General features: G+C 70.8%; 21 protein-coding genes. 12 read left to right on the top strand and 9 right to left on the bottom strand.

The window, feature by feature from the left end; translation table 11 throughout:
• Positions 1–16 precede the first annotated feature (16 nt).
• The 4 genes from LUW87_RS06775 to LUW87_RS06760 all read right to left on the bottom strand — a co-directional run bounded on the left by LUW87_RS06775 (position 17) and on the right by LUW87_RS06760 (position 3,411).
• Positions 17–1,087 carry a hypothetical protein gene (locus LUW87_RS06775; protein ID WP_232670352.1) on the bottom strand — a complete coding sequence of 357 codons (1,071 nt, stop codon included), beginning with the start codon at positions 1,085–1,087 and terminating at the stop codon, positions 17–19.
• 58 nt (positions 1,088–1,145) lie between these two features.
• A complete protein-coding gene (locus LUW87_RS06770) occupies positions 1,146–1,628 on the bottom strand; it encodes a DUF983 domain-containing protein (RefSeq protein ID WP_232670351.1) in 483 nt (160 codons plus the stop codon).
• Positions 1,629–1,708: 80 nt separating this feature from the next.
• On the bottom strand, positions 1,709–2,227 hold the full coding sequence (locus LUW87_RS06765) for an NUDIX hydrolase (protein WP_232670350.1): 519 nt from the start codon (positions 2,225–2,227) through the stop codon (positions 1,709–1,711).
• Positions 2,224–3,411, bottom strand: coding sequence for a DUF2332 domain-containing protein (locus tag LUW87_RS06760; RefSeq protein WP_232670348.1), 1,188 nt, complete (start codon positions 3,409–3,411; stop codon positions 2,224–2,226). The genes LUW87_RS06765 and LUW87_RS06760 overlap by 4 nt, the downstream gene beginning before the upstream one ends.
• Positions 3,412–3,570: 159 nt before the next feature.
• Between LUW87_RS06760 and LUW87_RS06755 the strand changes: the two genes are divergently transcribed.
• A complete protein-coding gene (locus LUW87_RS06755) occupies positions 3,571–4,005 on the top strand; it encodes a DUF983 domain-containing protein (protein ID WP_232670347.1) in 435 nt (144 codons plus the stop codon).
• A gap of 16 nt (positions 4,006–4,021) precedes the next feature.
• Here the strand turns inward: LUW87_RS06755 and LUW87_RS06750 are convergent, their stop codons facing one another.
• Entirely contained in the window at positions 4,022–4,750 is a 729-nt protein-coding gene (locus tag LUW87_RS06750; RefSeq protein WP_232670346.1) for a protease inhibitor I42 family protein, read from the bottom strand.
• Positions 4,751–4,834: 84 nt separating this feature from the next.
• Between LUW87_RS06750 and LUW87_RS06745 the strand changes: the two genes are divergently transcribed.
• The 11 genes from LUW87_RS06745 to LUW87_RS06695 all read left to right on the top strand — a co-directional run bounded on the left by LUW87_RS06745 (position 4,835) and on the right by LUW87_RS06695 (position 15,163).
• Positions 4,835–6,067 carry an acyl-CoA dehydrogenase family protein gene (locus tag LUW87_RS06745; protein WP_232670345.1) on the top strand — a complete coding sequence of 411 codons (1,233 nt, stop codon included), beginning with the start codon at positions 4,835–4,837 and terminating at the stop codon, positions 6,065–6,067.
• Entirely contained in the window at positions 6,064–7,581 is a 1,518-nt protein-coding gene (locus LUW87_RS06740; protein WP_232670344.1) for a DHA2 family efflux MFS transporter permease subunit, read from the top strand. Before LUW87_RS06745 ends, LUW87_RS06740 begins: the two co-directional genes overlap by 4 nt.
• 55 nt (positions 7,582–7,636) lie before the next feature.
• Entirely contained in the window at positions 7,637–8,044 is a 408-nt protein-coding gene (locus LUW87_RS06735) for a PH domain-containing protein (protein WP_232670343.1), read from the top strand.
• Between the two features lie 105 nt (positions 8,045–8,149).
• On the top strand, positions 8,150–8,710 hold the full coding sequence (locus LUW87_RS06730; protein ID WP_232670342.1) for an RNA polymerase sigma factor: 561 nt from the start codon (positions 8,150–8,152) through the stop codon (positions 8,708–8,710).
• Between the two features lie 136 nt (positions 8,711–8,846).
• A complete protein-coding gene (locus tag LUW87_RS18715) occupies positions 8,847–9,617 on the top strand; it encodes a hypothetical protein (protein ID WP_283250871.1) in 771 nt (256 codons plus the stop codon).
• A gap of 84 nt (positions 9,618–9,701) precedes the next feature.
• Complete coding sequence (locus LUW87_RS06720) at positions 9,702–10,367, top strand: hypothetical protein (protein WP_232670341.1); 666 nt, start codon at positions 9,702–9,704, stop codon at positions 10,365–10,367.
• Positions 10,361–10,819 (top strand): TadE/TadG family type IV pilus assembly protein, encoded by a 459-nt coding sequence (locus LUW87_RS06715; protein ID WP_232670340.1) that lies wholly within the window; start codon positions 10,361–10,363, stop codon positions 10,817–10,819. The genes LUW87_RS06720 and LUW87_RS06715 overlap by 7 nt, the downstream gene beginning before the upstream one ends.
• Positions 10,820–10,872: 53 nt before the next feature.
• Positions 10,873–12,438: a pilus assembly protein TadG-related protein gene (locus LUW87_RS06710; protein ID WP_232670338.1), complete on the top strand. Its 1,566-nt coding sequence runs from the start codon at positions 10,873–10,875 to the stop codon at positions 12,436–12,438.
• A 250-nt stretch (positions 12,439–12,688) separates the two neighbouring features.
• Complete coding sequence (locus LUW87_RS06705; RefSeq protein ID WP_232670337.1) at positions 12,689–13,153, top strand: TadE/TadG family type IV pilus assembly protein; 465 nt, start codon at positions 12,689–12,691, stop codon at positions 13,151–13,153.
• Between the two features lie 50 nt (positions 13,154–13,203).
• Complete coding sequence (locus LUW87_RS06700) at positions 13,204–14,049, top strand: TadE/TadG family type IV pilus assembly protein (protein ID WP_232670336.1); 846 nt, start codon at positions 13,204–13,206, stop codon at positions 14,047–14,049.
• A gap of 10 nt (positions 14,050–14,059) precedes the next feature.
• Complete coding sequence (locus LUW87_RS06695) at positions 14,060–15,163, top strand: pilus assembly protein TadG-related protein (RefSeq protein ID WP_346742404.1); 1,104 nt, start codon at positions 14,060–14,062, stop codon at positions 15,161–15,163.
• 17 nt (positions 15,164–15,180) lie between these two features.
• Here the strand turns inward: LUW87_RS06695 and LUW87_RS06690 are convergent, their stop codons facing one another.
• The 4 genes from LUW87_RS06690 to LUW87_RS06675 form a co-directional block, all read right to left on the bottom strand.
• A complete protein-coding gene (locus LUW87_RS06690; RefSeq protein ID WP_232670333.1) occupies positions 15,181–16,050 on the bottom strand; it encodes an amidohydrolase family protein in 870 nt (289 codons plus the stop codon).
• A 247-nt stretch (positions 16,051–16,297) separates the two neighbouring features.
• The gene (locus LUW87_RS06685; RefSeq protein ID WP_232670331.1) at positions 16,298–16,525 is read right to left on the bottom strand and encodes a hypothetical protein; all 228 of its coding nucleotides are present in this window, start codon (positions 16,523–16,525) and stop codon (positions 16,298–16,300) included.
• Between the two features lie 303 nt (positions 16,526–16,828).
• Complete coding sequence (locus tag LUW87_RS06680) at positions 16,829–17,956, bottom strand: lysylphosphatidylglycerol synthase transmembrane domain-containing protein (RefSeq protein ID WP_232670330.1); 1,128 nt, start codon at positions 17,954–17,956, stop codon at positions 16,829–16,831.
• A 73-nt stretch (positions 17,957–18,029) separates the two neighbouring features.
• Positions 18,030–19,259, bottom strand: coding sequence for a CaiB/BaiF CoA transferase family protein (locus LUW87_RS06675; protein WP_232670329.1), 1,230 nt, complete (start codon positions 19,257–19,259; stop codon positions 18,030–18,032).
• Positions 19,260–19,291 lie beyond the last annotated feature (32 nt).

The raw sequence follows: 19,291 nt of genomic DNA, 5'->3' as shown, positions 1-19,291 counted from the left end.
GCCCTCGCCCCGGTGGCTACTCGTAGTCGCGGAGGCGAGCCTCGACCTTGGAGAGCAGGCGAGTCAGCTCGGAGCCGCCGGAGGGGGCCGGGCGGTCCTCGCTGGTGGGCAGCGCCGTGGCCGCGCTGGCGGCGAGGATGTCGTCGCTCGTGCGGACCTGTTCGTCGATGGCGTGCACCGGACCACTCCAGTCGATGATCGAACGTCGGGAGGAGGTGCCGTTCCCGGACGGCTGCCCCACCCCGGCCAGACTGTAGGCGTCGGCCTCGGCCGTCACGGGGACCCCCGGATCGGGCGGGGCACCGGTTCCGGAGGGACCGACCGGCTCGGCGGCCTCGGCGGGTGCGGTCGGCGTCGGCAAGGGATCGAAGCCGCGACCAGGCTCGGCGGTGGGGTCCCACGCGGTGACGGGGTCGGCGTCCTCGGCGGCCGGCGCCAGGGGGGTCTCGTCGCTCCCGGCGGGCTCGGGGCTCTCGGAGCCGTCGCCGATGGTGTCCTCGTGGTCGGCGCTGACAGGTGCCGGCTCGCCGGCTGCGGGCGGTGCGGGCGTGTCGAGGCCCGGCAGCGGCGGCAGGTCGCCCCACGTGTCGGAGGGGTCGTCGAAGGGGAAGACCTCGTCGTCCGACGCGGATGCCGACGTCTCGTCGTCGGTACCGCTGGTGGCCGGGGCGGGGGAGGGCGACGTCTCGGGGGTGGGTCCGTCGGTCTCGTCGTCGGTGACGGGCGCAGGGGCGGTGGCGTCGGAGCCGGCGAGGAGCTCTTCGAGCGACCCGAGGGACTCGAGGCCCGCGGCGGTGTGCGCTTCGATGACCAACTCTCCGTCCGCCGCGTGGGTGGAGCGCTCGTCGTCGGACATCGTCCACTCGCTGAAGAAGGCGTCGTCGGGGGCGTTGGACTCGAGGACGTCCTCCCAGTCCGCCATCCCCGACTTCTCGTCGCGGGCGGCCCGCAGGCGCAGGACCAGGCTCACGGCGATGAGCGCCCCCAGCACGACCAGGGCGCCGGCCAGCGCGTCGACCTCGCGAGCCACGTACACGGCCCCCGCCGCCACTGCGGCCACGAGGACGATCCCCCCTGCGAACTTCACGATCCTCGCCACGGTGCCACGACCTCCTGAGCCCTCGACCGTCACCGGTCCTTGTGCTTTATCGGCCGGTCGACGCCTCGGGTGGAGTGGAATCTCCGCGCTGGGGTCCGTAGCCCTCGTCGACCTCGCCCGGCTCGAGGGGTCGCATCATGAGGTCGGCGGCCAACCAGACCGTCTTGGAGAACGGCAGGAAGAGCAGCGGCATGAGCACCGCGGTGGCCGCCGACGCCCCGATGAGCACACCGATCGGGGGGTCGGGCCAGGTCACCAGGAAGCCCCCCAGCAGCACGATGAGCAGGACCCCGAAGCTGACGATCGTGTTGACGCCGATATCGCCGGTGATCTGGCCCTCCACCCGCTCGAAGCGCAGCCCGCACCGGGGGCACCGCGGGGTCATCCAGAACCAGCGGCGGAAGAGGCGGCCCTGGCCACAGACGCCGCAGTGCTTCAGCCACCCTCGCAGGAACGTGCGGCCGCGGCGCTCGGTGGGCACGATGGCGCCCTTGGCCGTCGGTCGGTAGGGAACGGTGGGGCTCGTCACCTCGTCCATGGTGTCGGCGGCCACCGCCGACGACAACCGACGAAGGTCCCCTCCTGGCAGGTGCGGATCGGCGGGACGGGTCAGGCGAAGGGACCCGGACCGGTGTGGGTGATGTCGATGGGGGCGTCGGGAACCCGCCCGGCCACCAGGTCGGGCAGGAACTCGCGCAGGCGCACCGGCAAGACGTTGTCGGTGCTGCCCATCAAGGCGTCGATGGACCACCAGCGGCGGCCTCCGAAGGCCATGGCCTCGAAGGCTTCGAGGCCTGCCGGTTGCACCGAGGCCAGGTCGATGCGGTCGCACCAGGCGACGTGCACGTGCTCGTGCTGGTCGAACTTCCATTCGGCGAAGGTGAAGCGGGCGTGCTGGGTCCACACGCACGGACCGATCTCGGCATCGGTGATGCCGGTCTCCTCGAGCAGCTCGCGCCGAGCCGCGGTCGCGGTGTCCTCGCCGGGGTCGATGCCCCCACCGGGGATCTCCCACCAGTGGCCCTTGGCCGCATCGGCCGGATCGCGGGCCTCGAGCAACAGCACGTGGGCGTCGGCGTCGAGCAGCACCACGCGGGCGGCGGTGCGCCGCAGGACCCATTCGCTCATCGTTCGCTCCTGGTCAGCCAGCCCAGCCATCGCCCATGGGGGTGCATGATGGCCAGGGCCTGGTCGTCGGGGGCGCCGTCGAGGACGAGGTGCAGGCCCACGACGGTGAGGGTGCCGTCGGCGTCGTCGTCGGGGCCGGTCGTGGATGCGACCGCCGCGGGGTCGGTGGGGGGGACCCAGGGCGTGACGTGGGCGACCTCGGCGGTGAGCAGGGCGATGGTGCGTCGCTCGCCCACGGCGTCGATGGTCCGGAGCACGCCGGCCCGGTCGTCGCCGGCCAGATAGGCCAGCGCCCAGGTGGCGACCACGATGGGCACGACGTCGTCGCCGAGCGCGTCGAGCAGCGGGCCGAGGTCCCGGGTGGCGTCGCCGGTGAGCAACGTCGGCGGATCCTCGAGCGCGATCTCGATGGCGGCGGCCAGCCGTTCGGGGCGGTCCGGGATGCCCGGCCACACGCAGGCGGTGAGCCATCGTCGTTGGTCGTCGTCGGCCACGGCGATCGGGGCCAGGTCGAGGCCCCGGCGCGTCGAGATGGGGAGCTCGAGGGCGGAGAGCGGGGGGCGGAGGCCGCCGCGCAGCTCGCAGCGCAGGCGCACGGGTGAGTCGGGCGGGCCGATGGTGGTCGAGGCCGCGCCGTCGGGGTCGTCGTAGGTGATGCAGAAACGGTCGAGCAGCAGGTTCAGCCCGGCGGACGGACCGATTTCCACGAGTGCCAGGGGACGGTTGTCGCCGTGGTCACGGAGACGGCGTACGACCTCGCCCAGGGCCGGCACGAGCGCCGCCGACCGACCGACCTCGTTGGTCTGGATCGAACGGGTGGCCATGAGGTGGCGGACCTCGTCGGACCGCTCGTGCAGCAGGTCCCGCACGAGCGGCCAGGGGTCGGCGTCGTCGGCGCCCCGGTAGATGGCGGCGAGGGGCGACATGGGTTCGGCGAGGACCAGGTGGTGGATGGCCGCCAGCGCGAGGACGGGGGTGCGGTTCACGGGGGCCGGTCCGAGCAACCGTCGCAGCGAGGCCGGGTCGTCGGCGATCGCCCGGGCGACGCGGTCGTAGACGGGGCAGTAGCCGGTGAAGTCCTGGTCGGCGAGCAGGCGGAAGCGGCCGGCCAGGGCGTCGACGTCGCCGACGGGGCCGTCGGCCGGCCCGGGGGTGGTGGTCGGGGCGTGCGCGCTCGAGGCCATCGGCGGCGAGGCTAGCGGTGCACGGCGGGATCGTCCGGGGTGCCGCACCGGTCGATGAGCCGCCGCCGTGGGGCCTTTTCGGGGACCGCCCCGGGGACCGCCCGAGATGCTCGGCTCCCGGCCCGCCGCGCGAGGCACCCACGGGGGCACAATGGGTTCATGGCCACCCCGCCGTCCACCGTGCTGCGGCGGGGGTTCACGCGTCGGTGTGCGGTGTGCGGCCAGGGCCACCTCTTCCGCCACTGGGTCCGGATGGCCCCGACGTGCCCTCAGTGCGGTCTGCGCTTCGCCCGCATCCCCGGCCACTGGTTGGGTTCGTGGTTCCTCAACGTGTGCCTGGCCCAGGTGGTCGTGCTGGGCATCCTCATCATCGGGGTGGCCATCACCTATCCGGACCCGCCCATGCTCGTGCTGGGGGTGATCGACGCCTCGGCCGCAGTGGTGGTTCCGTTGGCGTTCTTCCCGTTCTCCCGCACCATCTGGACGGCGATCGACCTGGTGATGCGACCGGCCGACTTCTACGACGACGTGGCCCCGGGCTACCTCCTCGAGGAGGACATCGCCCGGCTCCGAGACGAGCGGGACGCCGCCTGACAGGTGCACGGCGTGGTCAGCCGGCCTCGACGGGCTGCTCCTCCTCCTCGCCTGCCTCGGCGTCCGGAACCGGGAAGAGCGGCGGAGGCACGGGCACCTGGATGGTGAACACGACGGTGGGGGCCTCGGCGTCGGGCTGGCCGACCCGCACGTAGCGCAGCTCGACGGTCGTGGTCCCTGGTGCCCGGGCGACGTAGGAGAGCACCTGGAGCGACCGGGTGGGCACGGTGGTCGTCGTCGGTGCCGCCTCGGTGGTGGGCGGCGCCGTCGTCTCGGGGTCCTCGGGGACGACGCCCTCGGGGGCCCCGTCGGCCTCCTGCTCGGCGGGGTCCGTGGTGCCCTCCTCCGGCGGGGGAGGCGGGGGCGCAGGTGGCGCCACGGTGGTGGTGGGCAGGTTCGTCACCGTGTCGCGCAGCACGAACTGCGAGCCCAGGGGCAGCACGACTGCCCGGTCGACCTCGCTCACCACCTCCCACCGGTAGCCCTCGGTGGGTTCGGCGTCGAGGATCAGGGCGAAGCGTTCCCCGATCTGCGCCTCGACGGGCGCGGCCGGGTCCGCGTAGGCGGCGTAGCCGAGCGGGTCGTCGACGGCCGTGGCCACCTCGTCGGCGTTCGTGGTGGGTGGCCCGGAGGCGTCCTCGTGGGTGCAGGCACCAGCCCCGAGGGCCAGCGTGGCGGCCAGGACGACCGCCGTCGGCCAGGGTGATCGGCGGTGTCGGGAAGGGGCGGGGCAGGGACGCGACATCGTGCGCTCACCCTACGAGCCCGACGCCTCGTGGTCCCCCCGGCCGTTTCGAACCGAACAGGAACCCCGTTCTAGAGTCGAGGCGTGAACTTCGACGAATCCCCCGAGGAAGCCGCCCTGCGGGCCGAGATCCGCGCCTTCCTGGAAGCCAACGCCACGCGCAAGACCGGTACCGAGGCCGATTGGTCGCGCGGGCCGGTGGATGACAGCGAGGATGCCGCCCACGCCTACTTCGAGAAGACCCGGGCCTGGCAGCGCACGCTCTACGACAACGGCTGGGCCGGGATCACCTGGCCCAAGGAGTTCGGTGGCCGGGGGGGTACACCCGCCGAGGCGATCATCTTCGGTCAGGAAGCGGCCAAGTTCGACGTGTCCGCCGGGTTCTTCGGGGCCGCCCAGTCCCTGGTCGGTCCCCCGATCATGCGCCACGGCGACCAGGCCCAACAGGAGCGCTACCTGCCCAAGCTCATGAGCGGGGAGGAGTCCTGGTGCCAGCTCTTCAGCGAGCCGGGCGCCGGCTCCGACCTCGCCGCCCTCTCCACCCGGGCCGTGCGCGACGGCGACGAGTTCGTGGTCAACGGCCAGAAGGTCTGGAACTCCGAGGCCCAGCACGCCGACTACGGCATCCTCATCACCCGCACCGACCCCGAAGCCCCCAAGCACAAGGGCATCACCTTCTTCCTGGTCGACATGAGGACCCCGGGCATCGAGGTGGTGCCGTTGCGCCAGGCGACCGGGCAGTCGCACTTCAACGAGGTGTTCTTCAACGACGTGCGCATCCCGGCCGAGAACGTGGTCGGCGAGGTCGACGGTGGTTGGCCCGTCACCCGCACCGTGCTCACCAGCGAGGCCGGCATGATCGGCTCGGGCGGCGGGGGAGCCTCGAGCTTCGACTCGCTGTTGGCCACCGCCAGGGCCTTCGGGCGCGCCGACGACCCGGTTGTCCGCCAGGGTCTGGCCGAGGTGTACTCCCGCGAGAAGATGCTGTCGTGGATGGGCCTGCGCATGCAGACCTTCGTCATGCACCGCCGTGGCACCCCGCCCGATCCGTCGGTCATGAAGAACTTCTCGACGCAGTCGACCGAGATCAAGGTGAACCTCGGGGTGGCCGTCGAGGGCCCCGGCGGCATGCTCGACCGGGCCGACGCTCCCGAGGCGGGCTTCTGGCAGAACCTGGTGCTCTCGCAGTTCTCGTCCCGCATCGGCGGTGGCACCAACGAGGTGCACCGCAACATGATCGCCGAGCGGGCCCTGGGGCTCCCCCGCGACATCCAGCCCGACAAGGACCTGCCCTGGCGGGAGATCCTCAAGGCGTGAGCGGTCCCGGGCGGGGGGACACCTCAGCGGAGGTCGACGTCACCGCCGACCCGTCCGCGCTCGTCGACGACGGGCCCTCGCGCCCGCGCCAGTCGCCGTGGGTGGCCATGGGCGTGATCCTGGTCGGCACCTACGGCGCCGTCTTGAACTCCACGACGATGGGGGTGGCGCTGCCCGAGGTGGCGCGGGACCTCACCCCCTCGCCGCTCGGGGTCGACGTCGACTGGGTCATCACCGCCTTCCTCCTCGGGATCGTCATGATCCAGCCCGGCATCGGCTGGTTGAGCGACCGGTTCGGGCGCAAGCACGTCTACGTCGGGGCGCTGCTGTGCTTCGTGGCCGGTGCGGCCGTGTCGGCGCTGGCACCGACGATGGAGGTGCTGGTCGGGGCCCGTTTCGTGCAGGGCCTCGGAGCGGGTGCGGTCATGCCGGTGGGCATGGCCACCATCTACGAGCTCTTCCCGGCCGACCGGCGCGGGAGCGCTCTCGGCATCTGGGGCATCGCGGTCATGGCCGCCCCGGCGGTGGGTCCGCCTCTCGGCGGGTGGATCGTCACCGCGGCGAGCTGGCGCGTGCTGTTCGTGGTGTTCGTGGGCGTCGGGCTGGGTGCCGCCGCCCTGGCCTACGGCGTCCTGCGTGACAACGGGGCCCGGGAGCACCGCCCCCTCGACCTCACCGGTTGGGTGCTCGCCGTGGTGGGCATCGCCATGGTGGTGATCGGAGCCCGTCAGGCCACGTCGTGGGGGCCGACCTCGGCCCTCACCATCGCGGTGGTGGGGGCCGGTCTGGCGGTGCTGGTCGTGCTGGTGCGCTGGGCGCTGCGCCGGGACCATCCGATCATCGAGTTCCGGATGTTCGCCTATCCGACCTTCGCGGTGGGCATGGGCGTGATCGCACTGGTGACGATGGCGCAGTTCTCCCGTCTCAACTACATCCCCATCGAGTTGCAGGTCGTCCGCGGCCTCGACGCCCAGGAGGTGGGCCTGCTCCTCGCTCCGGCCGCGCTCGGTGCGGCCGTGATGATGCCCATCTCGGGCTGGGTCTCGGACCGGGTGGGGGCCCGCCCGCCCACCGTCGTGGGGCTGGTCATCATGGCCTTCTCGATGTGGCAGCTGGCCCACCTCACCGTGGACGGATCCGACCGGTGGGTGACCATCGTGTTGATCATTCAGGGCGCCGGCGCCGGCCTGTGCCAGATCCCCAGCTCGGTGGCGGCCATGAACAGCCTGCCCAGCCGCTTCGTCTCGCAGAGCACGGCCATCAGCCAGCTCATCCGCCAGATGGCGGGCGCCCTCGGGGTGGCGGTGCTGGCTACCCTGCTGGTGGCCGACATGGGGGCGGTGGCTCCGGTGGACCCGCCGCTCGAGGAGGCCCAGGCCGCCTACAACGGGGTGTTCCTCGTCGTGTTCTGGCTGGTGGTGGCCACGATCGTCGCCGCCCTGTTCTTGCCCGGCCGTCGACGTTCCCAGGAGCACCAGGCCGAGCGGGCGCGCGAGTTCATCGAGTCGTCGTGACCGGCATCGGGGGGCCGCGTGGGCGTCGGGCCGCCGTTGGCGCCACACTGTGCACGTGAACGCCATCGGGTTCCGTCTCCACATGCGCCCGGTGCCGCGGGTGCTGCGCACCCTGGTGCTGGTGCTGTGCGCCGTGCTGGCCGCGTCGTGGGCCGTCGCGGGGGACTCCGCCCTGTGGTTCCGGGTGGCCAGCGCACTCGTGGCCCTGGCCTCGCTGGCGGGGCTGCGCACCCTCTGGGGCCCCGTCGTGGTGGTGCGTGACGATGGCCTCCGGGTGCAGAAGAACTGGCCGCTGCGCCGGACCTACCCCTGGTACCGCATCCTGGCCATCGACGTCATCCCCGGGTTCTGGCACCTGGAGGTCGAGCTCAACTCCGGCGATCGTCTGGCCCTCCCACCGGTCGTCGAGCTCGATCGGTTGTACCGGCTGATGGAGCACCATCGCCAGGCGCTCGACGCCTGAGCCCACCGGTCCATCACCGTGCACTCCTCGTCCTCCGACCGTCCAACCGATCGCGCCCGTGGTGGCCCGTCGGCTGCGTCCTGTGGCGCCCGGTAGCGTCGGAACGTGATCGGCGACGACTTCGAGTCGGTTCTGGCGGCCGCCAAGTCCGGCAGCGACGACGCCGTCACCCGTCTGTACGTCGACTCCGTGCCGCGGGTGCTGGGCTACGTGCGGGCGCAGGGCATCTCCGACCCCGAGGACGTGGTCTCGGAGGTGTTCGTGTCGATGGTGCGCAACCTGGCGCACTTCGAGGGCGACGAGGACGCCTTCCGAGGGTGGTTGTTCACGATCGCCCACCGCCGGGTGGTCGACGAGCGGCGCCGACGGGGGCGGCGCCCGGAGGCGCCGATGGACGCCGAGGTGATGGAGGGCGCCTTGGGCGCCGGCGGCGACGGTGAGGCCGATGCCATGTCACGGCTTCGGGTGCAGAACGTGATCGCCGCGGTCGACCGCCTCACCCCCGATCAGCGGTCCGTCCTGCTGCTCCGGGTCCTGGCCGACCTGCCCATCGCCGACATCGCCGACATCGTGGGCAAGGGCGAGCCGGCGGTGAAGGCGCTGCTGCGCCGCGCCGTCGCCACCATGGGACGCCAGATGGCCGACAGCCTGGGGGACGAGACATGAGCCGGATGGCCCTTCGTCGCCGAACGCGTCCCGTGGCCGTATCGAAAGTGTTGCTGACGACGATGGTGGTGGCGTGATGGCCGAAGAGACGCCACGGCGGCGCGACGAGGGCGACTCGGGACTCGACGAGACGACCATGCGTGGTGTCTCGGACGCGGTCCGTGAGGCCTTCGCGCAGCCGCCAGCCGATGACGTCGTGCGGGCCCACCTGGCCCGGATCACCGGCCCCGACGGTCGCATCCTGCGCCACGAGGCCCCCGAGCGGGACCTCATCGCCGCCGCCCGCCCCGACGAGCTGGCCACCCGCCGTTCTCGCAAGCGCACTGCCGTGTTGGCTGGTGTGGCCGCGTCGGCGGTGCTGGTGTTCGGCGGCGGGGGAGTGGCCGCCGCCTCCGGTTCGCTGCCGGCCCCCATCCAGGACTTCGTCTCCGACGCCGTCGAGCCGCTCGGCATCGACATCCCTCGTGGCCAGTCCGACGATGCCCCCGGTCGTGGCGGCGACGCCCCGGGCAACTCCGAGAACGCACCCGGGCAAGAGGGTGGTGGGCCGGGCAACTCCGAGAACGCTCCGGGCCTGACCGGCGAGGCTCCCGGCCAGGGTGGCGAGAACCCGTCGGTGACCGCGCCCGGCCAGGGTGGCGAGAACCCGTCGGTGACGGCGCCGGGTCAGGGTGGCGAGAACCCGTCGGTGACGGCGCCGGGTCAGGGTGGCGAGAACCCGTCGGTGACGGCGCCGGGTCAGGGCGGGGAGAACCCGTCGGTGACGGCGCCGGGTCAGGGCGGGGAGAACCCGTCGGGCACCGCACCTGGTCAGGGTGGTGGGAATCCGTCGGGGACGGCTCCGGGTCAGGGTGGTGGGAACCCGTCGGACACCGATCCGGGTCGCGGCCAGGGCGTTTCCGACTGAGTCCGGGTCCCGGCCACCGATCTCACTCAGAGTGAGATCGGTGCCGCCCGTATCGCGCGGGCAGTGTCAGGCGATGTTCGTCATGTGAGGACCCCCTGGACCAACTCCCCTCGAGGCCCGAAGCGGCACCGGGATGACGCCTCGCGCACCGCCGAGCGGGACCGGGGTGCCAGCCTCGTCGAGTACGCCCTCATCGTCGGTGTCGTCGTCGTGGCGATCATCGGGGCGGTCCAGTACGTGACCGACGAGGGCTCCTCGGAGCTGAGTGATCGGGCGAACCGCGTCGGGGCTCCCGACGTCGACGACGCTGGTCTCTCTCCCGGCACCTCCACGCCACCGCCTCCCTCCAGCGTGACGACGGTCCTTCCCGGGACGGCGATCGCCACCATCCAGAACGTGCAGGCGTGCTGGGACGACGACAACGGTGCGAAGAAGTGGCTGGCCCGCTTCACCTTCGACCTCGTGGACCAGAACACCGGTGATCCGGTCGTGGGGGTCACGGTGCTGGGTGAGTTGCGAACGTTCCGCCAGAGCGGGTTGACCGGCACCGACGACGTCGAGGTCACCTCCAACCTGGGCGGCGAAGTGGTCATCTCCCGCCAGAAGCTCACCTTCGGCAACAGCGATCCGGCCAAGGACGACAGCCGCGTGGAGCTGGTGATCACCGATGTCGTCGGCGACGACGTGACCTACGGCGAGGCCCCCGTGACCTACTCGGTGGACAAGGCTGACGGAGCATCGGCATGTTGAGCCGAGCCCGAGCCCGCAACGACGAGGGCGCTGCCCTCGTGGAGTTCGCCCTCGTCCTGCCGTTCCTCGCCCTGCTCCTGTTCGGCATCATCGAGTTCGGGTGGACCTTCGGCCAGTACCTCGACGTGCGGCACGGAGCCCGCGAGTCGGCACGGCTCACGGCGGTGAACTACCGGTCCACTGCCGGGGCCACCGGCGGCGCGCAGAGCGCGGAGATCGTGGCCGAGACCTGCGATCGGCTCACCAATCCCGACGAGTCCACCGTGGAGATCCGATTCGACGGCGCCGGCAGCGCCACAGGCGACCCGGTGACCGTCGAGGTGACCCAGGGCGTCGACAGCCTCACCGGCTTCCTCGACCCGTTCCTGCCCACCAGCCTCACGAGCGAGGCCACGAGCCGCCTCGAACGTCCCGCCACGTTCGTGGCCGTCGCATCTCAGGCGTGTCCGTGATGCGGCGCAGGTCGACACCCGCTCGGGGGGCGCGCCACGGCGTCGCTCGCCGGTTGCGAGACGACGCCGGCATCACCCTGATCCTGGTCGCCCTCATGCTCGTCGTGCTGATCATCTTCGCCGCGTTCGCCGTCGACATGGGTGGCGTGTACGCCGCTCGTCGCCAGGACCAGACGGCAGCCGACGTGTCGGCCCTTGCCGCCGCGCAGGACCTGCGCAACGGCGAAGCCGCCATGGTGGCCACGGCCAAGACCTACGCCCACGACACGCTCGGAACGACCATCCCCGATGGTGCGGATGGCTGGAACAGCTGCCCTCGCCCCGATCCCGCGGCGCTGGCGAGCCAGACGGCGAGCGCCAGTTGCATCTCCTACGAGGGCTCAGAGGTGCGCGTCCGCCTCCCGGACCGCTTCTATCCCACGGCGTTCGGCGGGGTGGTCGGTCTCGGCGACTACCGTCACTCGGCGTTCGCCATCGCTGGTCTCGAAGGGGCCGGCTTCGGCGGGGTGCTGCCCTTCTTCACCACCACGGGAGTTGCGGCCAACGGCTACGACTGCCTCCTGGCCGACGGCCCCTCCGACTGCGATCCCGCCACTGGCAGCTTCTTTCCGTTGCGCTTCAGCTACCACACCCCGACCTGCGAGGTCGGCGGGAACATCAACGAGGCGAAGTCGATGCTCGTCGACAACGCCGGGGCGGGCGTCGACCACGACCTCAGCCTCTACAACGGTGACCCCCACGGCTCCAACGTCGTGGTCGACATCTCCCCTGGCTGTCCGCTGGCGCCCAACGCCACCGAGAACTTCACCGGCAACCAGCCGAGCGAGGTCCGCGACGGCCTCCTGACCGGGTCCTCGGCGCAGTTTCGCGACGGCGACGGGCCCCGGTTGCAGCGCGACGCCGGTGTGGGGTCGGTGCTCCCGCCCCGCATCACCACCTACGACGGTCGCGACCTCGACAACACCCCGCTGTGGTGGTTCATCCCCGAGAACTACGGGCCGGGTGAGGCGCAGCTCGCCGACATCCCTCCGAGCTGCAAACGCGATCAGTTCCTCGATGACTCGGGCAATCGCTACACCGACCTGACCGACAACGGCGACCTCGATCCGGGTGTCGCGGCCCATCTTGAGGGCTTCGACGAGCAGTCGGACAAGTACCTCGGCCTCCTCGTGCGGTGCTTCGACCACTACTCGGGTCGTACCTGGGACGGCTTCCCCGGTGAACTGGAAGAGGAGGATCCCGTGCCGCCCGAGTGCGCCAGCGGGTGCACCGCTCCCGTCTTCGCACGCAACAGCAGCGGCGACGAACCGGACCTCTACGACATCCAGTACTCGCCTCGTTTCGGGTACTCCCCGGTGACCGACGTGATCCCGTCGGGCGGTTCAGGTCAGATCCGCTTCATCGAGTTCAGGGCCATCTACATCAACCGCCTCAACCTGGGCAACGCCCGGTCGGTGTGGGACGCCGGGTTCTCCCCCACCGACCCCGATGTCCCCAACACCCCCCAGACGTCGGTCGAGGCCTTCTTCTTCCCCGAGACCATGCTGCCCGGCGGCCTCGGTGGCCCCGAGGCCCCGTCCGAGATCGGCGTGAACCGGTTCGTGACGCTGGTGCGCTGACCCGCGCGCCGAGGATCGCTGGCCGGACCATGCTCGAGGCGCGCCCGGTTGCCTCGCCGGTGAGGGCCGCCAACGGGTAGGGTCTCTGTGAGCCATCGGCTCGCATCACCTGGACAACCTGATCGCACGTGACAAGTGCTGAGTTCTGCTCGACCACAGAGGGTGGTCGAGCTTCTTGAGGTTGTGTACACTCCCTCCCGAGGTGCCTGGACGGTCCTCGCCGTGCTGGACGGGAAGGAAGTGGTGATCCATGGGGCAGCCGTCCCAGGACTCTCGTGGGGGCCGACGCCTTCGTGACGACGCGGGTGCCGTGCTCGTGGAGTTCGCCCTGCTCCTGCCCTTCCTCGCCGTGTTGGTCTTCGGCACGATCGACCTCGGCCGCGCCTACCAACTACAGAACCAGGTCACGAACATGGCCCGTGAGGGTGCCTTCTACGGCCAGTTCCACCCCGGCCGGGTCGAGTGTTCGTCGGGCGACGACATCGTCGGCGAGGTGCAGGCCGAGAGCCCCGGCGCCGACGTCGAGGTCCAGGTGTTCCGAGACCGTGGGGGAGTGATCACCGAGCTGACGGGCTGCTCCGGCAGCGCCCTGTCGGGCGATCTCCTCGAGGTCGTGGTCACCACCGAGATGCCGATCGTCACCCCCCTGGTCGGAGCCCTCACCGGCTCGGTGCTCGGGATCGACGGTTCGGCCGAAGTGGCGGTGCAGGGGTGACGGCCGGGGCCCCGACGTCGTCGCGCCGCTCGGTCGGTGAGCAGGGGGCCGTGATCGTCGAGGCGGCGCTCGTGCTCCCGTTGTTGCTCGCGCTGCTGCTCGGCTTCGTCGAGTTCTCCCTGGTGGAGTTCCAGCAGGGTCAGGCCAGCTCAGCGGCCCGCGATGGCGCCCGCGTCGGCATCCTCGGCTACCGCGAGGCAGACATCGTGGGCAGCGCCGACAACGACGCGATCGTGGCGGCGGTCAATGCCCGCCTCGCCGGCCAGGACAACGTGTCGGTCGACGTCCGCTGCCTCACCACGGCGGGAGCCGCCGCCGCGTGCTCGACCGTCCCCATCACCGGATCGATCGAGGTCGCCGTCTCGTGGCCCCACACCGATCTCACCTTCTTCGGTCCTCTGGTCCCCTCCACCATCGAGAGCACCTCCACCATGACGCTGGTGGGTGGGCCCGTGACGGTCACCCCCACCACCTCCACCACGGCCTCGACGTCCACCACCACGCCGGCCTCGACGACGACCAGCACCGCACCACCGTCGACGGGCTGTCAGCTGAGCACGAACCTCGTCCCCACCATCACCGGTGCCGCGGCCAAGTCGAACGGCCAGCTGCGCAGCGCGATGACGATCGCCGACATCGTCACCAACGGCGACGGGTCGTGTGGCATCCCGAAGATCCGCATCTTCTACACCGCCGACGGGACGAACCCACCGTCGCTGACACAACAGCTGAACCCGCAGAGCACGCCGAACACCTACGCCTACACCTGGTCGGCGAACCACAAGCCCTCCCAGGGCAATGCCCCTGGCTGGACCCCTGGTGTCGTCCAGTTCCAGGTCCTCACCGGCACCGACGTGGTGATCGGCCAGTACCAGTTCACGATGGGCTCGAACTGAGATCGGACAGATGATGCCAAATCCTGGTCCACGAACCCCCAACCGGACCCACCGGGACGATCGAGGTGTCGCGGCGGTACTCGTGGCTGGCTTCGCCCTGGCGCTGGTCCTGGTTGCTGCGCTGGCGATCGACGGGGGGCAGGCCTACGCCAACCGTCGCCAGATGCAGAACGCCTCGGACGCGGCGGCCATGGCCGGAGCTGCGGCGTTCGCCACCCAGCGTTCCCAGCCCGCACCCGGGCTGAGCAGCGTGACCGACCAGGTCCGCACCGTCGCCGAGGCCAATGGTGCCGACGTGACGGGTGATCGGCTCAAGTGCTGGTTCGTCGACGACCAGGTGCGCCGGCTGCCGATCGGGTCGCCGGTCGACATCTGCGGATCCGGGGCGACCTGGGCATCGGCGAACGCTGGGTCAGCGTCGGGTGTCGAGGTGGAGACGAGCGCGGACAAGGAGACGTTCTTCGCCCAGGTGGGTGGCATCGAGACCGTCTCGGCCCGCACCGAGGCGGCGGCCACGCTCCAACCCCTGGTCGGCACCGGGGCGACGTTCCCCTTCATCATGTGCGGAGTCGCCGACTCGGGGGGTTTCGACATCCTCGACCAGAACCTCCAGGTTCGGCCCGAGGTCATCGGGTCCATCCTGTACCCGCTGCAGGACCCGGGCGGGGGCAACACGGAGACCTTCAAGCGCTGCGACGGTGGTTCGAACACGTTCAAGGGCAAGGGCGACGGCGATCCCGCGATCGTGGGTGAGTGGACCGGCACCGACACCGGCAACGACGATCCCGACCCGCTCAGTGGCGACTTCACGCCCGTCCTGGGCTCCGATGCCTGCCCGGCCAACACCCTGACATTCGACGGGTGCCTCATGGTGGTGCCGCTGGCCAGCAACGCCCGAGGCACCGGCAGCAACGCCGAGGTCTACATCGTGGGGTTCTCGGTGTTCGAGGTCTACTCACTCGGAAACGGTGCGGACAAGGGCCCGTGCGAGGACCTCGGTACCCCCAACCCCAAGTTCTGCGGCTACCTCGTCGGTGGGCAGGTCGAGGGAGGCATCACCGGTGGGGGGCCGGTCGGTGTGGGCGGGGTCTATGCCATCAAGCTGGCCAAGTAGGCTGCCGAGCCCCCGGCTCAACCGAGCTTGAGGACCTTCAGGGCGTTCTCGCGGAGGAACTTGGGCCACACGTGGTCCTTGAAGGGCACGTTCTCCATGTCGTTGAAGATCCGCTCGTAGGACAGCCCGGCGGGGAAGTAGCCGGCGTAGATGATCTTGTCGGCGCCGCGGGTGTTGGCGTAGTCGATGATCACCTTGTCGTAGTGCTTCGGGGCGAAGGCCGAGGTGGAGTAGTAGAGGTTCGGCCACTTGAGCATGAGCTTCATGGCCAGCTCGGTCCACGGCTGGGCTCCGTGGCGCATGACGAAGGTGAGCTCAGGGAAGTCGTACATGACCTCGTCGATGAGCTCGACGTGCTGGGGGGCGAAGGGCACACGGGGGCCCGGGATGCCGACGCACACGAAGATGGGCAGGTCGAGCTCCACGCACAGGGCGTAGAGCGGGTACATCTTCTTGTCGTTCAGCGGCACCCGGTAGCCGGCCGGGAAAGTGCTCACTCCTCGCACCGGGAAGCGCTCCACCATGTCGCGGATCTTGCGGATGGCAGCCATGGTGTCGTTGGGGTCGAACTCGACGCAGGTGACGAACCGGTCCGGGTGCTCTTCGATGGCCCGGGCCGAATCCGGGTTGATGTCGTTGAGGCCCAGGCCGAGCATGGCCACCTCGATGTTGTAGCGATCGAGGTTGTCGATGAGCAGGGCCACCGGGTCGACGCTCTCGTCGAGGTCGCCGGGCACGTCCTTGAACATGTACTGGGCCGGGAACCGCATCTCCTTGGAGCCCTCGTCGCGCAGGTGTGGTGCCAGGAACTTGTAGACCTCCTTGCGGTTCCGGCTGGGCATGCCCACGAAGGTCTCGACGATGGGGATGTCCTTGGGGTATGCCACGGTGCGCTCCTGGCTGAGGTCGGCGGCGCCGGCCGTCGGCGCGCCCGAGCGATCGTAGGTGACTCGCTCGGGCCGTGGGCACGCTCGTAGCCGCCGTGCCGTGCCGTGCCGTGCCGGCTGGCCAGACGCGACGATGCCCGCCCCGGGGGGAGGGGCGGGCATCGCAAGCGCTCGTGGAGGGGGAGCCACGGCGCAGACCCGGAGCAGATGTCGGTGGGGGGTGGGGCCCATCCGCTCCGGTGGGGGGTCAGGCGGCGCTGGGGTGCGCCTCGGTGACGGTGAGACCGAACTGGACCTCGAGGATCCACGCCTCCATCTCGAGCTCGCTGGCTCGCCGGCGGTAGGTCACCGCCAGGACGTCGTCGAGTGCGTCGGCCTGGTGGCGCAGGCTCGTGGCTCGGCTGCGCAGGCCGGCGACCTCGCGGCTCGCGGCGGCCTCGGTCGCGTCTTGAGTGGTGTGTCGAGCGGTGTCCATCGGGACTCTTTTCCTCCCCTTGGTTCGTGACCCTTACAACCACCAGGGCCCCGGCGTCATTCCCACCGGTGGTGCAGCGTGCGCCGCAACCCGGTTCGGGGTGGTGCCCTCCATCTGCCCAGACGGAGGTGATCCCATGCATGGACGGTCGTTGTCCGCGCGTCGTGCCGTCGAGCCGTCGCCTCGAATGGCTGGCGGTCGTCGAGCCGCGTCACCGAGAGCCCGACGCGATGCGGGCGGGGCCGGGCAGATGGAGGGTGAGCTCGACGAGGGGCGCGTGGGTCCGACGGACCGTGCCTGCGGTCAGGCGGGGGCGAGCTCCGTGCGCCCGTAGCGGTGGCGGAACAGCAGGTGGGCGACCAGCCCGGCCGGCAGGGGCAGCCAGTACGACACGATGCGGTAGGCCAGGGTGGCGAGCAGGGCCTGGTCCGACGGCACCCCGGCCACGACCAACATGGCGGTGAGGCCGGCTTCCACGAAGCCCAGCCCGCCGGGGGTGATGGGGATCATCCCGAGCACGGCGGCGGCGCCGAAGGCCAACAGCACCACGCTGAAGCGGGGGCTCACCCCCACCGCCATGAGGGCGGCCACCAGAGCGAAGTAGTCGAGCAACCAGTTGCCGACGGCGGCGAGCAGGGCCTTCTTCCAGCGGGCGCCCAGGCCGGCGACCATCAGGTCGCGCTGTTGCACGAACCCCTCGGCGGTGGGCCCCCCGGTGCGGTGGAGGCGGCGCAGCACGAAGCCGGCGACGCGCTCGATGGACCGCCCGAAGAGCAGCAGCGGCCGGTCGTACTTGACCAACAAGAAGCCGAAGACCAACAACATGATGAACAGGGCGGCGCCGCCATAGGCCACCAGGTCGAGCCCACGCGGCACCGGGGCACCGATCACCGAGATGAGCAGTGCGGCCAGCGGGAGCATCAACAGCACACCGTTGGAGATGATGCTCGTGGCGGTCAGGGCCGCCCCGGCGGTGCCCTTGTTCACGCCGGACACGGCCAGCATCCGATAGCCGGCGGCGGCCCCCATGGCCGCCCCGCCGGGCACGGCCTTGGCCACCGCGTTGGAGACCAGCTGAGAGGTGCCGGCCACGAACCACGAGACCTGGGGGAGCGCAACCCTGGTGAGCCACCACACCGATGCGTAGCTCCCGGCCATCAAGAGCAACATGACCGCGAACCACAGAGGGGCGATGCGGCTGAGGCGAGGGACGGAGTCCCACATGTCGACCAGCTGCGGGGCCAGGCCGTAGAGGGCCACGGCGGCGATGGCCAGCATGAGCAGCCGGCCGATGATGCGCAGCACCGACGGCCGCGCCGCCGGGGCAGAGACGTCGTCGCCCCCGACGCCCGCCGGGACGTGACCGGGCTCGCCGAGCGGCGCGCGAGAGACCGCGCCCGTCGTCTCGCTCGTCGAGTCAGGCGCCGTCACCCGTTCGACGTTAGCGGCGCCCCTGGTCCGCTCTGTAGACCGACGGATGGTCGGTCTGCAGGCGGCGAGGGTCTCAGCGGACGGCGCCGGCTTCGCGCAGGGAGGCGATGCGGGCCTCGTCGAGGCCCAGCACGTCGCGCAGGACCTCGTCGGTGTGCTGGCCCAGGGTGGGGGCCATGCCCGGGTCGGACAGCTCTCCTCCGACCACCTTGACCGGGCTCGGCAACATGTCGGCCCCGTGCGTCTCCTTCGGGAGCCACGGCAGGCGGTCCTTGAAGTGGGGGTCGTCGGCGAGGGTCTGGGGGGTGTTGACCGGGGCCAGGAGGGCATCGTTGTCGGCGGCCCAGGCCATCCACTCCGCCGAGGTCTTCGTGAGGAAGATGTCGCGCAGCTCGCGCTGGAGCTCGCGGTTGCCGCGTGCGTGGTCGGCGAACTTCGAGCCCGGCCACTTCTCGAACAGGTCCGGGCGCCCGACGTTCTCGCAGAAGCTCTTCCAGAAGGACTGCTCGGACGACATGAACAAGATGTGCCCGTCGGAGGTGTCGTACATCTGGTAGCGGACGCCCTCCTTCATGCCTCCGGTGCCGGGGGCACGGCGTTCGTAGTCGTCGGCCTTGTTGCCGGTGACCTCGTCCTCGGGTCGCTCGTAGGCCTTCCAGGTCTCGCTGCGCAGCCAATCGGTGGCCGCGGCGGCGTCGGCCTGGGCGATCTCCATCTGGCAGCCCTCACCGGTGGCCCGGGCCTTGATGATGCCCGCCAGGATGCCCATCGCCCCCATGACCGGGGCGGCGTTGATGCCGATCGAGACGTGCTCGGGGATGTAGCAGAACCCCTCTTCGTCGTAAGCGGGCGGCACGATGCCGGCCCAGGTGTCGTAGGCGATGCCGTGGCTGGGCAGGTCCTTGTAGGGACCGGTCATCCCGTAGCCGGAGATGGTCATGAAGACGATCTCGGGGTTGATGGCCTTGAGGTCCTCGTAGCCGAGGCCTCGGCGGGCCAGCGCCCCGGGACGCATGGCCTCGACGACGGCGTCGGCGCCCTTGGCCAGCTCCTTGAAGACCTCGATGCCCTCGTCGGTGCGCAGGTCCAACACGATGCTCTTCTTGCCCCGGTTGGCGTGCAGGAACAACAACGAGGTGCCGTCCACGATCGGCCAGGTCATCTCCCGGCCGTAGTCGCCGTTGGGCGGCTCCACCTTGATGACCTCGGCGCCGAGGTCGGTGAGGTTCTGGGTGATGGCGGCGGGACCGAGCATCGAGGCCTCGATGATGCGGACGCCGGCGAGGGGAGCGACGGTGGTCATGTCCATCAATCTGACACAGCCTCAGATGGTCG

It is taken from the genome of Rhabdothermincola salaria (assembly GCF_021246445.1).
In the GTDB taxonomy this organism is placed as follows: Bacteria; Actinomycetota; Acidimicrobiia; order Acidimicrobiales; family Acidimicrobilacustridaceae; genus Rhabdothermincola_A; species Rhabdothermincola_A salaria.
The sequence above is the reverse complement of the archived record's forward strand: the minus strand, read 5'-3'. Positions and strand labels throughout refer to the sequence as shown.